Here is a 14,014-nt window from a genome sequence, read left to right as displayed (position 1 = left end):
ACACCATCGACGAAGCCGTCGACGACGGCACCTTCCTGCTCGCCTTCACCATGTGGGTGGCCGTCGGCACCCGCCCGTACTAAACGGACTCCCGAGCCCGGTGACCGGCCGGGAACTGGCGTTCAGCACCGACATCCCATCACCCGGGACGCTGCCCCTCACCGCGTGAACACCGGCCCGTCAACGCCATGACCGCTACGGAGGTCCGTATGACCATTGTTCCGATCCGGAAGATCGGCGACCCTGCTCTGCGTCAGGTCGCCGAGCCAGTGACCACTTTCGACGCGCAGCTGGGCAAGCTGGTCAAGAACCTGAGGCAGACGCTCGCGGCCTCCGGGGGCGCCGGCCTCGCAGCCCCGCAAATCGGTGTCGGCCTGCGGGTCTTCGCCATCAATCCAGCCCTTCCCGGGAACGACGGAAAGCTCGACCACCTCGTCAACCCCGGCGTCGAGTTCCCCGACGAGGAAGAACAGGACGGCCCGGAAGGCTGCCTGTCCATTCCGGGGATCTACCTCGACACCAAGCGGAGGATGAATGTCGTCGCCCGGGGAATGACCAAACACGGTGACCCGGTACAAGTGGTCGGGTCCGGGCTTCTGGCCCGCTGCATCCAGCACGAGAACGACCACCTCGACGGCGTCCTGTTCATCGACCGGCGGGACAAGGCGAACCAGGACCGGATCATCGCCACACTGCGCGCCGCGGACTGGTCGGGTGCACGGGTCGAAGTCAGCCCGCACTGATCACAAGTAGCTCCCGACCGCAGTCGTGCAAACGGGCCGGGCGGTGCCGCTCCGACGAGCGCCGCCCGGCCCGTCGCTGCACCACGAACGGGATCCGGCGCCTGAGGTCACTGATCCCGGCCGTCCGCGAGAGATCAAGATTTTGCCTCGGCGAATGGGCCTGCTGAACATCGCGGTCGGCATCTCGTCGGGACAGTCGGGCGGCAACCGGATGTCTCTCGGCTGCCGTACATCCCAGCCACGGGTCCTTCGACGGGACCATCCACCAAAGGAGCGATTCATGAAGGTGGCCTACACACTGCGCGGGCGCCTGATGGGGCCTGCGGTAGCGGCCGGCGTTCTGGTGCCGCTGCTCGCTGTTCCGGCAGCCCACGCCGCCGCGGCGCCGAGCGGGGGCAACTGCTCACCGCAGGCCGAGGCGGTCTCGTACAGCGACAGTCTGGACAAGACGACGACCGCCGACGGTGTCGCCGTCGGCGGGCTCTCCGCCATCGCGTACGACAGGTTCAGCCGCTCGTACGCGACGGTGGTCGACCGCAGCGGCACGCAACCAGCCCGTCTGGTCTTCCTCAGCACCGGCCGCACACCGCGAGCAACCGCGACGACGCTGTTGAAGCGGGCTGACGGCACCGCCTACGACGGCACGAACTTCGACGGCGAAGGACTGGCCGTCCTGCCGAACGGCAACTTCCTGATCAGCTCCGAGGCCGAGCCGTCGATCCGCATCTTCGGCCGCGACGGCGTGCAACGGGGCGAGCTCCCGGTGCCGGACCGTTTCCGGGTCGCGCCGACCGGCGAGGCGGTGGAGAACGCCACCCTCGAGAGCCTGACGATCTCGCCCGACGGCAAGTACGTCTACGCGGCGATGGAGGGTTCCCTGGCCGGCGACGCGCCGGCCGACGGCACGGTGGCCCGGCACCGCGTGCTGGTCTACCGGAACGACGGTCGTGGCGGCTACCGGCTCGCGCGCCAGTTCGGTTACCAGGCCGACCGGGGCAACCGGATCGCCGAGGTGACGGCCTACGGCGACGGGCGGCTGCTGTTCCTCGAGGCGGCCTTCACTTCAGGAGTCGGCAACACCGTCCGGCTGTACGCGGTCTCCGGGGTCAACCGGGCCCCCGACGTCAGCGCCGTGCCCAACCTCTCGACCGTCAGCTACCGCAACCTGGCCGGGAAGCAGCCCGTCGCTGATCTCGCGAACTGCCCGACCCTGGGCGCAACGAGCCCGCAGCCGCAGCTGAACCCCCTGCTCGACAACTTCGAAGGTCTCGCGGTCGAGCCCGGGGCCCACGGTGCCCGGCACCGCCTCCGGCTGATCAGCGACGACAATTTCAACGCCAACCAGAAGACCCGGGTTCTGTTGATGGACACCCGCCTGCCGTAATCGTCGTGAACGGCGGGAGCGCCGTGCCGGCAGTCTCGGTGCTCCCGCCTCCATCAACCATGGCGTCATTAGTGAGATCACTTCATTTCTCAGAGGGATACTTTCTCATTCCGGCGTCTTAGTTACTGAACCCTCCTTTGGACTGTCCGTCGTGGACAGAAGAACCACTTCCTGGTTCCACGAGAGAGGCAGTCGAATGACAATTTCGGAATCGGGTCGCGTAACGCTCGAGGGCTTTACCGACCACCTGGACAAGACGACTTTCGAAGGGGAGTTCGTCGGCAACTTCTCCGGTCTGGGTAGGGATCACGACGGCCGGATCGCCGCGCTGTCGGACCGTTCCGTGATGTACTACCTCGATCCCGAGAGCCTTGACCCGACCGAGATCATCAGGTTTAAGGACGAGCTGCGGCACCCCCTCGACGGCGAGGCCATCGTCTTCGACAACGACACCATCCTGGTCGTGACCGAGCGACCGGAGATCTTCCGCTACGACCGGGCCGGCAAGCTCGTCGGCGCCCTGCCGATGCCCGCGCAGTTCCGGGTGACGCCGCTGGGCCGGGCAAAGCTCAACGAGTCGTTCGAGGGCATGACCATGCTGGACGAGCGGACTCTGCTCGCCTCGATGGAGAACTCGCTGCTGGGCGATGAGGACGGCATCGCGCGGTTCCAGAGTTGGGAGCGCAGTGACCCCGATGACGACTTCAAGCCCGGCGCCCAGTACGCGTACCGGATCGAACCCGGCCTGATGGTCTCCGACATCGCAGCGACCGGCGACGGCCGGCTCCTGGTGATCGAGCGGGGCTTCGACAGCACCGGCAACCAGGTGCAGCTCCACCTGGCCGACCTGAACGGCGCGGCCGACGTGAGCGCCGTCGAGCACCTCGACGCGGACTCGCCCGTCCTCGCCAAGCAGCTCCTGCTGGACCTGGCGGATCTGCCCGACTCCGGCGCGGTCAGCAAGCAGCCTCAGGTCAACCCGCTGCTGGGCAACATCGAGGCCATGGTGGTCACCGACGGTGGCCCGGACGGCGAGATGCGGGTCCTGCTGGCCACCGATGACAACGCCAGCGAGAAGCAGATCACCCGGATGTACCGGCTTCGCGTCCAGCTGCCTAAGCGGTCCTGACCAGCGTCCCGGCCGGGTGGCCCACTCGGCCGGGACGACCGGCACAGAATCTGTTGCCGGTAAACTTCCGACTCGAAGTCCATCGCACTGAACAAGACCTCACTGATCGGCCTCTCCCTGCCGGCCAACGAGGTGGACGGCCCCGTTCACTACCCGCAGACCCCGGCTACGTCACCGAGTGCTCCACCTAAAACTTGCTGACCCCGTAGCCGTTTACACCGCCGGGGGTTGCCGTGGTGCTGATAACGCTCGACCGGTTCCAAGGCGTGACGGTCGACCCCACCGGCGCCCGGGCGCGGGTGACCGGCGCCGCCCGCCGGTCGGAGGTCATCGAGCAGACCACACGGTACGGGCTGGCGCCGATGAGCTGGTCGTCGACCACCACGCCAGCCCCGCATAAGCCCTCGGCGGCGCCAGAGCACGACCTTCAGCCGGCTGCACGGCTACGTCCGGTCGTCAGACATCACCGCGGACTGCGCCCTCCGGACCCTCAGCGCGGTCGACGACCCGCCGTGTTCGCGGCACTGCGCGGCGCCAAGGTCAACTTCGAGTTCACGCGAAGATCCGCGCCCGAGGTGAACGCGCGATCACGATGAGCCATCGATGGGAACACTCATCGAGGCCCGGTCGATATCGCTGTGAGATCGCGGTCTTGCTTTACTTGGAAGGAGAGCAAGCGATGGCGATGATAAGTGTCAACAGTGCGGCGGCAAACGCCTCTCTGAAATCTGATCCGCTGGTGGCAGCCACCGCCGGTCCTTACGAACTTCTGGTCGGCGGTGGCTGCTTGACGCCCACGGGCAGCGACCGTACGTCACCGCAGGTCAGAAAGACTCCCGCTTGATCATCACGACCCGGAGGCCGGAGCCGGAGCCTTACTCGTCCAAGAACCGCCAATTCTTGCAAGTGGCGCCGACCAAGGGTCCCGCATCCCCGCAGACACGGTAAGTTTGAATCCCCCGGCTGAAGCCGAAGGAACCAGTACTGTTCGCCGGGACATCGGCGTGCCGGAGGACACCGGCACTGCCGAACAGTCGGAATTCGACCCAGCCCCGACCCGGCCCTTGTACCACGAGTACAATCTGCTTGTTCCAGTTATAGACCCCGGCTGTGAAACTCCTGTCCGGCACCGGGGGCTCGAAGTCGACAAAGAGTTGGTCGACATCGCCTCTCGCAGCGAAGGCGGGCGACGAAATTCCCAGTCCCCCCAGGACCGCGACCATCGTCATGACTGCCGCTTGGACACTTCTCTTCACGTTCATCTTGACCCTTCGTTCGATAGGAGTACCTTTCGACCGAAATATCGCGGTACGCAGGATGCGAGCCAGGCGAAATCACATCTCTGCGATGCTTGCGTGCGCTCCATTCACCCGAGTGAATCATCAAACATCCGTACCGTTCTCCACGACATTCCGACCGCGGGGCCTTATCATGATGGCAACCAGAATCTCCCCTGTGAAGTGATAGTGAAATTCGCCCGGACTTTGAATTACTGGGCGCGCGAGACGTCTGCCATCGGTTCAGTCCTTGTTCACGCCGCCGGACGGCGATACCGCATATTCGGACCGAGCCTGTTCCGAGCTGACCTCAGGGCCGATCAGGCGGCATTCTTTCAGACAGCCGAGTCCATCAGCTCCGCGTCCATACGTTCACTCTCAGCAAGGGCATGGGTGTAGACCTCCCGAGCTCGTCGTTCTGGCGTTCCTTGTTCCCTCGTAGCACGCGCACCGTCGCGGTGCCGATCGCGATCGGGCGTGCCGGCTCTTGCCTTCGGAGACTGATCCAAGCCTTGTTGGCGGAAGATCACCCGCCATATCGATGCCCTCAGCGAGGATTTACTCGAATAGTTCGTCGACCTAATCCATGGTGTCCAACGAGCGACTCCCCCTGCCCGGCTGTCCGGCGGGTTACTGGCAGACGTCCTGGCCGGCGAAATCAAGGGCGGGTGAACGCGAGTACGCAATTGTGCCCGCCGAATCCGAATGAGTTGCTGAGTGCCGCACGCAGATCGACGTTCCGCGGTTCTCCCAGTACGACATCAATATCGAGTGCGGCATCGAGCGGACCCGCCCCGGCAGAGAGCGGGATGGTCCCATGTGCGATCGCCTGAATCGTCGCCACGGCCTCGATGGCCCCGGCAGCACCCAAAGTATGGCCCGTCAGTGACTTGATCCCGGCGATTGCTGGGCGGGTAGCCCGGTCCGCGAAGACCTTGCGGAGAGCCAGCGCCTCGTGTGCGTCGTTTCCGGCGGTCCCGGTGCCGTGCGCGTTGACGTAGCCGACCTCATCCGGGCGAAGGCCGGCCGAGCGCAGAGCACTTCGGATCGCCCGCTCGGCACCGGCCGCGTCGGGATGCAACCGGAGCATATGGTGGGCATCGCTGGAACGCCCGTATCCAGCAAATTTCGCTACTGGAGCCCGGCCGCGCGCCGCGGCGTGCGACGCCGACTCGAGAATGAGGTAGGCCGCGCCCTCGGCCAAAACCATACCGGTGCGGGTCGCGCGGAACGGCCGGCACGCCTGTTCGGGTATGTCGTTGTCACGTGACAACACGCCGAGCCGATCGAAGCCAGCCACGATGTGCGGCGTGAGGGGGGCTTCGGCGCCGCCGGCCATGACCAGATCTGCTTCGCCGCTGGAAATCATCTGATGGGCCACAATCAGCGCGTCGGCCGCCGAACAGCATGCGCTGGTCGTCACCGTGGCCGGCCCGCCAAATCCGTAGCGGATAGCCAGCCAGGCAGGCGTGTTGTTGTTCATGGCCATAGGCGCAAACCTGGCCTGTACCGCCTCCGGACCGTCCGTCACGAAGTTGCGATGGCTGCCCTCGAGAGACTCGACGCATCCCCAACCGGTACCCGAAACGATGCCGGCGTCGGAGAGATCGAAGCCGTCCAAGCCGCCGTCGACGATGGCCATCTTGGCCGCAGCTGCGGCCAACTGCGTACAGCGATCCGTGCGGGTCAGATCCATCTGGGGATCGGCCAGGCTTTCCGGGATCAGTGCCTCGCCCGCGATGCGCACGTTGTGCAAGGTCGCGTCGAACCGGGTGAGCTTGCGTATTCCGCTGCGGCCGGCAACTTGCGATTCCCAGAACTCCTGTTGGCCAGATCCGTTGGGGGCGACGACGCCCATGCCAGTCACCACTACTGTCGGCGGATTTGTCGGCGACCACGATGCGCTACTCACACGACGCTCCCAGGTTCTCCTACACTCGCCCCGGAGCCGGAGTTGTGCGGTCACAGCTAACGAGTGCCACGGTCATTCGGCGGATACCTGAGTCGGGGTGACGGGCTGTTTGAGGCTGTAGGAACCAGCACTCGCGATCTCCCGCAGGACCTCGCGTAGATGATTGACATACAGCTCCAGCGGGGCCTGCGCGGACCCTGTGTCGGGGTACTGCACGTGTATGTCGGTCGATTCCGGGAAACGGCTGAGCCACATCGACACTTCGCTGGTCGGGCTCGGAGCGGCGAGCCCGGTAAAATTGAGACTCGTCCATTCTTCCGCGTGTGGCGCATGCCGGAAGTCGAGGTAGGACACGACCGGCGCGATCGCCGCGGCGGAACCCCTTTGGGGGTCGAGTTGCGGCAGAAGCTCCATGATCTTCCACATCGGCACCCCTGACAACTTTCGGCCTCGATCGAACCCGCTCTGAGCGGTCTTGAGCAAACCCTCGAAGTTTTGTTCGTCCACCGTGAAGGAGATGGGCAGAAGATTGATGAACCATCCCTGGGCTGACTGCCACCGCGGCTCACCGCGAGTGCTCACGATGGTGAGGGCGGTGTAACGGCTCCTTCCGGTCATCTCGTAATCGGTGATGGCGAGCGCCGTCAGCCAACCTGCGGTGAATCCGGCGCCCTGTTCCCTGCACACCTGAGTGAAGCGCTCACTCAGGTCCGGCTCCAGCATCTCCCGGTGCAGGATGGCGCTGGTGTACATCTGGCCGGGACGAACCCCGATGTCCAACGCAAAGGAGGGCGGCGGACCGGACCGCCAGATATCCAGCCACTCGCGGGCCTCCGGCGAGTCGCGGGTGAGGTCAGCGACCCGTTTCCTCTCCCGCGCGGCCGTTTCGGCATAACTACCGACCTCAGGAAGTGCCAGCTCGACGCCGATCGCCGACGATTGGTAGATCATTCGCAATTCATGGAAGAGCAGCAGCATGGACGTGGCGTCGGTATGGGTGTGGTCGACGGCATAGTAGAACGTGGTGGTCGATTCGCCCAGGATGGCGCCACTCACGAAGGGCGGCCATTGGAAAGGATCGGTTCCCTCGTCAAACCGTCGTTTCAAGTAGCCCCTGACATCCTCACCCGCCTCCACCGCGACATCGGTCATGGTGACCGGACCAGTGACGTGCCGGTTTAAACGACCGTCGTCGTCTGAGGAGAACCAGCTGAGCAGGCTGGAATGGCGCGCCACCCAGATCTCCAGGGCGGCGGTCATCGCCGGTACATCCAACGCTCCGGGCAGGTCGAAGGCGACAGCCAGCCAGGGTGACTGTGGCCGGCCGGCCCGCTTGTTGGCGAGGATCCGCCGGAGATGGTTCTCTTGGACGTAGGTGAGCGGGTCAGCGCTGACCTGGGCCGTCACGCCTGCCGCCGTCGGACGGAACTCAATCAAGCGGCCAGCAGGCGGACAGTAGTCCTGGATGAACACGTTCTGCATGTCGGAGGCCTTTGCTGAATGGGTCTGACATCTGGTTGCCCGACCGCCATTTCCGATCAACCGCCCTGACAATCGTGGTCGCGGGCAAGAGCGTCAAGATCCATACATATGCACAAGAGGAACGTGCGCGCGATTCAGCGAACTTTCATCAGGGCCGGAGTCGGCCGGTTCGATTAGGCCCCTTCTCGGCTTCCCCATGCTGGATCAAATCCGCAGTCTGACTGAGATAGAAGGTACGGGGTGGCCAGACGTTGAGCCGGCCACTCCGTCACAGCAACAGGAACGCCTAGAAAATTAGTTACCGCCGCACCTTTTGCTGGCACTCGCCGACCTTAAGTGCGACGATACCTGCCTATCGTCCATAAACCAGCTCACGGAAGAGCTCCTGACGGAGCACAGTCCGTCGGCGGCAACCACTTTATGAGCAACATCGGCAACTTTTACCCGACCGTATACTCCGGCCAGGAATCAAACTGATTGCTCTAGGCCGCCGGAACGAACCACGCCTCTGCGGAACCTCCGAAGGCGGCCTCGATCACCTGCGTGTCGTGGTGGCCCAGCTTGGGGAGCCGGTCCTTCGCGAACCACTCGAACCCGCTGCTTTCGTCGTTTCCACCGACGATGGAGCCGCTGACGACCTTGCACAGGAAGGCCGTATCGAGGTAACGGCACTGGTCGCCGTTGCTGTAGGTCCGCTCGTACGCGATGACGCTCGCGATCCGCTGCGGCGCGACAGTCAGACCGGTCTCTTCGAGCGCCTCTCGTACGGCCGTATCCGCGGGCTGCTCATTCGGCTCGACGAAACCGCCGACAAGACCCCAGGTCTCGTCGTCGGCCCGCCGGCCAAGCAACACCTCATTATTGTCGTTCATGATGACGGCAATGGCGCCCGGAACCCAGACGAGATCGTGCCCGATCTTCTCGCGCAGCTTTTTGATGTAGTTTGAGGTAGCCATGCCAGAAGGCTAGTTCGCTCGCCGCGAGTCCACAATGGTGCAACGCGACATGGCTTCTTCGCCACACTTCGACGCTGATCTGAAATATCACCCTGCTCGTACGTTGGTCTCAAGACGGCCGCCAAAAGAACGTCATGGTAAATTTACTTGAATCCGATTGAACGATCGTCTGAGATAGACGTCGATGCGAGACACGTTTCGTCGCCGTCAGCCGCGGAGGAAACTGGGATGCCTTGGCCGCTGAGCGGATCCTGGAAATCGCCAACGCGGCCAGGTTCACCCTGCCGGCCGCCCCAATTTCGCGCCGATCTGGTAGAGATCTCCAGCCCCGCCGAGGCGGTCAGGCTGAGCCAAGCCTGTGCTCGTGAGCTCGCGGTTATGTTGTGCGGGTGGCCCGTGACCGCGAGCCCGATGGACCGGTCGAGCAGTTCGCAGAAGACATCGGGTTCACGCGATGACCTTTGAAGCGCTGCGCCAGGTCCACATCGACTCCGGCGTCAAGCCGGGCTCGACCAGGAGCGAGTTGGCGGAACTGCGTAAGCCGCGACGTCGCAACAGGTCCTCAAATGGGAGAACGAGGTATTGCCCCGGGCCGCGGCTCACCTGTCGCAGTCGAATCTGCCGGGAAAGATCCATACCCTTGTTAACCAGCCCGCCACCGGCTCCTCGATGGGGATGCCTCTGGCCGTAGTCGACATCCAGCTGGCCGCTGTCGCTAGCATAGGCCCGAATATTGTCCGCCCGGATCCGCAAAACGGTGCAGCGCCGTCGCGGCCCGGATCAGGCCCGGCCATGTCCGAGACCGGACGCCATCGACGCGGGCGATGCAGAGTCTCATTCATCAAAAGAATTTATGCGAACAGCAGCGAGAACATCGTCGAACAGATTCAGATTTCCTCCGCAGAGATCCCCTTCGCCTTACCCGCTTGCGAGGCTGCACGCTTTGCCGAGGGCTCGATGACATCCAAGTGCGGGAGCAGCTGTGGCCGTACGGTTGAACCATCGGATCAAGACCTGCATTCGGTAGCGGTACCGATGGTCGGCACACGTCCCGCCGCGAATCGGGCTCGGTGGGACGGCGGGCCGACAACCAACATGATTGATCCGGCCCAAGGCGGACAGTCTCGCGGCTCATACGGCGGGTGAACTCTGGTCCGGCCCCGCCGTACTCTCATCGTGGGTTCCGACTTCGTGTTCCCCCCGCGCTCCGGTGCAGCGGGGGGAACCCGTCGAATTTCATTCTAAGAGGTGATGCGTTTCTGGATGTTGCCGATCGGTGAGAACGTCACCGCATCGCTTCGGTCATGCGGCCACAAGCCCGCTGTAGTACACCTCCCCGCCTGTGAAATACGTAAGCTGGACCTCGCAAAGGCCGCGATTCCCGACGCTGAAAAAGAAGGAATAGTCAAGGTACGGCGAGGTCGAGAACGCGCCGTGGTCTTGTGCCGTGTACCCCGAGGTACAGTGAAGGCTGAACCTCATGTTCGCGTAGCTGGGGCCACCAGCGCCCCTCGTCATGTATGCCAGGTAGCCATTTGCGTACGCGTATGCGCACAGCCGCCCGTACCTATAGTCCTTACAGTTTGATTGCGCTGCCTGCGCTGAGGTGGGGACGGCTACCGACCCCAGCACGGTCGCGACCATGGCAGCGACCGCGACAGCAGCCGCGCGGATAGACTTCTTCACTGCTCTAGCTCCTTTGTCCGACCGACCAGATCGGGCGGTCTGTAACCTCGCTTACACCCTGCAGACGGTTCAAGTGCTGCTCGTCTCATTCGCCACCTCGAAAATTTGGTGGTGCTGGAGGTGCGAGCGACCAGAGCGACTGGCCGGCGCGCGTCCAGGACTGACGCCTACCGGGCGCTACCAGCCGCAATCGTTTTCGTCTCCGTATCGGACGTGAGGGCGGTCGGTAGCTCGGGCTCAACGAGCGTACGACGGTGCTCGCCGGACCACTGACGGCTCAGGAACCCCGCCGTCCCGCCCGAGGAAGGCCGTGACCACACGGCAGGCGAACCGCATCCGGCAGCCATCCCAATCAGCCTTTTCGTCCTGCGCGACGATTGACTTCAACGTGGTGCATGACGAGGTTTGCCTGCACGATCATGGTGCCCGACGGAAGCAGCAGCGTAGGTTGGCGAGTATCTTCCTGGTCTTGAGAGCGGCGATCGCACGTTGGCAGCGGGCGCGGATCTTCGTGTGGGCCCGGTCGACGGCCCTCTGCAGGCCTGTCAGCTTCGGCCGGAACGGCGCCGCGGGGATGTGTGCGCTAGCGCAGGCTCCTCGACAGTCCCTGGCGGCGATGGTCGTCGCCTTTGCACTGATCAGCGGCTTGCTTGCCGGAGCGCCCCCGATTCCGTTGGAGCGGGAACTGGGGGCGCATGAAACTCGGACCGGCGCATCAAGGGTTTGGTGACTCGCGGTCCATTACCCGCAACTCGTGCCCGGAGCAACCCCGCGAAGGGAACTGACATTGTCGTTCATGGGAAGGCTCACATTGGCGAGGTTGTTGTTCGCGGTGTTGTGCGGAATTCTGAGAGGCCACCCCTGGTATCCGTAGTTGGGGTAAAGGCAGATGTCGACGCCAGTGCCGAAGTTCTTGATTGAGGACACACGGTTGTCGAAATTACCTCCATCCCTCATGTCGTACCTGTCGTTCCAGGCGTCGATCCGCCGCCCCTGAAAATCCGCGTGCTCGTACAGCTCTACCGGCGCCCGGAACACCATGTCTCGGGCCAGACCGGTCGAGCTGTTGACCGACGCCGACGTAGCCGGCCCGTCGCCCCAGGCCGGGGGTGCAGCTGACGCTGGCGTCCCGGCGAACACAGCAGCCATCGCCAGGATGGCGACCGGTGTGATGACTCGAGCAGTTCGCATTTTGTCTCCTCTGCAGACGGCCGACCCGGAGGCGCCGACGAGCCGATGCCACCACCGGCCGACCGATCAAAAGTTCGTGGAGCACGGTTTCACCCACGGGTCGGTGCTTCTCTCCGTGTCGACGCACTTGATCCAGAGGAGTTCACACGGAGTCGAAAAAGTCAGACAGCGCTGACCGGCGACCGCTCCGCCCAGACAACCCGTGACACCAGTTCAACCGACTCTCCGTTGGGATTGCCGCTCGGCGTGGGCCCCGCTACCGGCACGCTCTGCACGGGTTGGTCAGCGGCCGAGAGGAGCGCTCGCCGTCGGCATGGGCCTACCACCCTGAGGTTCCCCGGGCTTGGCAGCCGCTCCACCAAGCCCGGGGAACTTACTGCCAGGAGCTGTCGCGAAGGGCCGGCGTCGAGGTTGAGATACTCGCCCAAGAGCAGTCCACGTCCATCGGCGAGTATCTCACCGGTCAGGGCTGGCCTACTGTGGGGTCAGCTCCGCGAATTGCTCCCACGGGCCGATGCTGTCGCGGTTGGCGATCAGGGGCTTGGCGCCAGCGTCCTCGGCCGCGACGTAGCGGCCGTTGGCCACCGACCTGAGGCTGGTGCTGCCGTTGCCGTTGGCCACGAAGATGAACTTTTCCTCGAGGCCGACCTTCGTGGCCGACGGGGTGAGCGGAACATCGGTGGTAGCGGTGACGAACTTGCCATTGGCATGCGACCGCAACGCGAAACTACCGTCAGCCTGAGGGATCTTGTCGAACTGCTCCCACACTCCGAGCTGCGAGCGGTCGGCGATCAGCTGGGCGCCGTCCGGCGTCGTACCGACGATCTGCATGTTCTCCAGCGACCGAAGGCCGATCACCTTGGCCGGAGCGACGACCGGGCCGGTCGGCGCTCCGAAGGTGTCCAGGTTGATGACGTCGGCCATGGCCTGCAGGCCAGCCCGGTTGGGGTGGAGGTGATCACCGGCATCGAAGGCCCCGAGGAAGCGCTCCGGGGCCGCCGGATCCTGCGTCGCGGTGGCGAAGTCGGCCACCGCGTCGCAGCCGCTGGCCGACCCGCGGACAAACGCGTTGTACGCCTTCCGGGATTCTTCCCTGTCCTGACTCCAGGTCGGCCACCCGGCGAACGGCGTCAGGGTGGCACACAGAACCTGAACGCCCTTGTCGTGCGCGGTACCGATCAGCCCTCTGAGGGCAGCGATCAGCTCGGCGCTGGACGGGTTGAAATTGTTCAGGTCGTTGATGGGCATGTCGGCGATGACAACCCAGCGGACGCCGGCTTGATCGAGCACGTCGCGCTGGAACCGATTCACGGCGCTCGTCCGGTCGCCGCCGATCAATCCCTGACCGCTGATGCCCTGATTGAGCACACCGACCACCTGACCGCGACCGCCCAGCCGCGTGGCGAGAGCGTTGGTCCAGCGCAGATTCGCGCCGAACGGCGAGTTGAACGCGTCGGTGATGGATGCCCCGAGGGCCACCACGGAGCCGACCGCCGCGCTGTTCCGGACGTCGAGGTTGGCCAGCAACGTATAACTGCCGTTGGTCGTGTAGTTGGTCAGCGTGGCCTCACCAGCGACGTTGCCGTCCGCGATGTAGTTGGTCTGCCACGCGTCCCAGTGCTGAGTGGCGTTGACGACCTCGTTCGGGCTGTAGAAGCTGATCGCCACGTCGGACAGCGGCTTGACCGGGTAGCCGACCTCGTCGCTGACTGCCTTCCCGCCCGCGGGAATGGTGACCGAGCTCTTTCCGCCGAAAGTGACGCTACGGTCAGTGGACGGGTCGATAGCCGGACCCGCGAGTTGGTCGGCGATATGGACGTCGGCAATGGTCACGGCTTCGGTGCCGAACGCGTTGGAGAGCTGAACCCGCGCCGCGTCTCCGCCGATGCTCGTCCGCAGCGTCTGTCGCAGCGTCTGGTTCTTGAACCCCCGGTTCCCAGTCGGCGCCGGGGAAGCCGACCACGTTCCGACCCAGCCGTCGGCGGCTCGTTCGGCCGGGGCGGATGTCGTGGGGGCAGCCTTGGCCAAGGCGGGTGACGTGGGGACGACAACGGCCGCGGTCAACAGGGCAACCGCCGCCGTCAACCATCTACCTCTTTGCACTGCCGCACCTCTCGATGGATGGATGGATGGATGTCGACCATCGCGTCCAAGAACGAAAACATCAATGAATAGAGAGGGTGCGATTGATAACCCAAACGGGAATGAACTTTCCGGGATCGGTTGTGCCGCCTGGGCTTTGCCCGGTCACGCC

The 14,014-nt window shown here is 64.3% G+C and carries 9 protein-coding genes; 3 read left to right on the top strand and 6 right to left on the bottom strand.

Translation table 11 applies throughout. The annotated features are described in order from the left end of the window. Nucleotides 1-209: 209 nt before the first annotated feature. The 3 genes from def to M1L60_RS45310 all read left to right on the top strand — a co-directional run bounded on the left by def (nucleotide 210) and on the right by M1L60_RS45310 (nucleotide 3,256). Nucleotides 210-743 carry a peptide deformylase gene (def, locus tag M1L60_RS45320; RefSeq protein ID WP_253243819.1) on the top strand — a complete coding sequence of 178 codons (534 nt, stop codon included), beginning with the start codon at nucleotides 210-212 and terminating at the stop codon, nucleotides 741-743. A gap of 280 nt (nucleotides 744-1,023) precedes the next feature. Further along, on the top strand, nucleotides 1,024-2,127 hold the full coding sequence (locus tag M1L60_RS45315) for an esterase-like activity of phytase family protein (protein ID WP_253243818.1): 1,104 nt from the start codon (nucleotides 1,024-1,026) through the stop codon (nucleotides 2,125-2,127). A gap of 196 nt (nucleotides 2,128-2,323) precedes the next feature. After that, nucleotides 2,324-3,256, top strand: a complete 933-nt coding sequence (locus tag M1L60_RS45310) for an esterase-like activity of phytase family protein (RefSeq protein WP_253243817.1) — start codon at nucleotides 2,324-2,326, stop codon at nucleotides 3,254-3,256. A gap of 187 nt (nucleotides 3,257-3,443) precedes the next feature. Here the strand turns inward: M1L60_RS45310 and M1L60_RS45305 are convergent, their stop codons facing one another. From M1L60_RS45305 to M1L60_RS45275, 6 genes are all read right to left on the bottom strand, one after another. Beyond that, entirely contained in the window at nucleotides 3,444-3,641 is a 198-nt protein-coding gene (locus M1L60_RS45305; RefSeq protein ID WP_253243816.1) for a hypothetical protein, read from the bottom strand. A 1,550-nt stretch (nucleotides 3,642-5,191) separates the two neighbouring features. After that, complete coding sequence (locus tag M1L60_RS45300; protein ID WP_308208642.1) at nucleotides 5,192-6,400, bottom strand: beta-ketoacyl-[acyl-carrier-protein] synthase family protein; 1,209 nt, start codon at nucleotides 6,398-6,400, stop codon at nucleotides 5,192-5,194. A 117-nt stretch (nucleotides 6,401-6,517) separates the two neighbouring features. Further along, on the bottom strand, nucleotides 6,518-7,927 hold the full coding sequence (locus M1L60_RS45295) for a condensation domain-containing protein (protein ID WP_253243814.1): 1,410 nt from the start codon (nucleotides 7,925-7,927) through the stop codon (nucleotides 6,518-6,520). Nucleotides 7,928-8,409: 482 nt separating this feature from the next. Beyond that, nucleotides 8,410-8,883, bottom strand: a complete 474-nt coding sequence (locus M1L60_RS45290; RefSeq protein WP_253243813.1) for an NUDIX hydrolase — start codon at nucleotides 8,881-8,883, stop codon at nucleotides 8,410-8,412. 2,427 nt (nucleotides 8,884-11,310) lie between these two features. Then, nucleotides 11,311-11,760 (bottom strand): peptidase inhibitor family I36 protein, encoded by a 450-nt coding sequence (locus M1L60_RS45280; RefSeq protein WP_253243812.1) that lies wholly within the window; start codon nucleotides 11,758-11,760, stop codon nucleotides 11,311-11,313. Between the two features lie 474 nt (nucleotides 11,761-12,234). Continuing rightward, nucleotides 12,235-13,845, bottom strand: coding sequence for a GDSL-type esterase/lipase family protein (locus tag M1L60_RS45275; RefSeq protein WP_253243811.1), 1,611 nt, complete (start codon nucleotides 13,843-13,845; stop codon nucleotides 12,235-12,237). Nucleotides 13,846-14,014 lie beyond the last annotated feature (169 nt).

The organism is Paractinoplanes aksuensis (genome assembly GCF_024137025.1).
Lineage (GTDB): Bacteria > Actinomycetota > Actinomycetes > Mycobacteriales > Micromonosporaceae > Actinoplanes > Actinoplanes aksuensis.
The sequence above is the reverse complement of the archived record's forward strand: the minus strand, read 5'-3'. Positions and strand labels throughout refer to the sequence as shown.

What these genes read in the sequence shown, in the direction of transcription:
- M1L60_RS45290 (WP_253243813.1), bottom strand. Translation starts at nt 8,883, where the DNA reads ATGGCTACCTCAAACTACATCAAAAAGCTGCGCGAGAAGATCGGGCAC.
- M1L60_RS45310 (WP_253243817.1), top strand. Translation starts at nt 2,324, where the DNA reads ATGACAATTTCGGAATCGGGTCGCGTAACGCTCGAGGGCTTTACCGAC.
- M1L60_RS45295 (WP_253243814.1), bottom strand. Translation starts at nt 7,927, where the DNA reads ATGCAGAACGTGTTCATCCAGGACTACTGTCCGCCTGCTGGCCGCTTG.
- M1L60_RS45280 (WP_253243812.1), bottom strand. Translation starts at nt 11,760, where the DNA reads ATGCGAACTGCTCGAGTCATCACACCGGTCGCCATCCTGGCGATGGCT.
- M1L60_RS45315 (WP_253243818.1), top strand. Translation starts at nt 1,024, where the DNA reads ATGAAGGTGGCCTACACACTGCGCGGGCGCCTGATGGGGCCTGCGGTA.
- def (WP_253243819.1), top strand. Translation starts at nt 210, where the DNA reads ATGACCATTGTTCCGATCCGGAAGATCGGCGACCCTGCTCTGCGTCAG.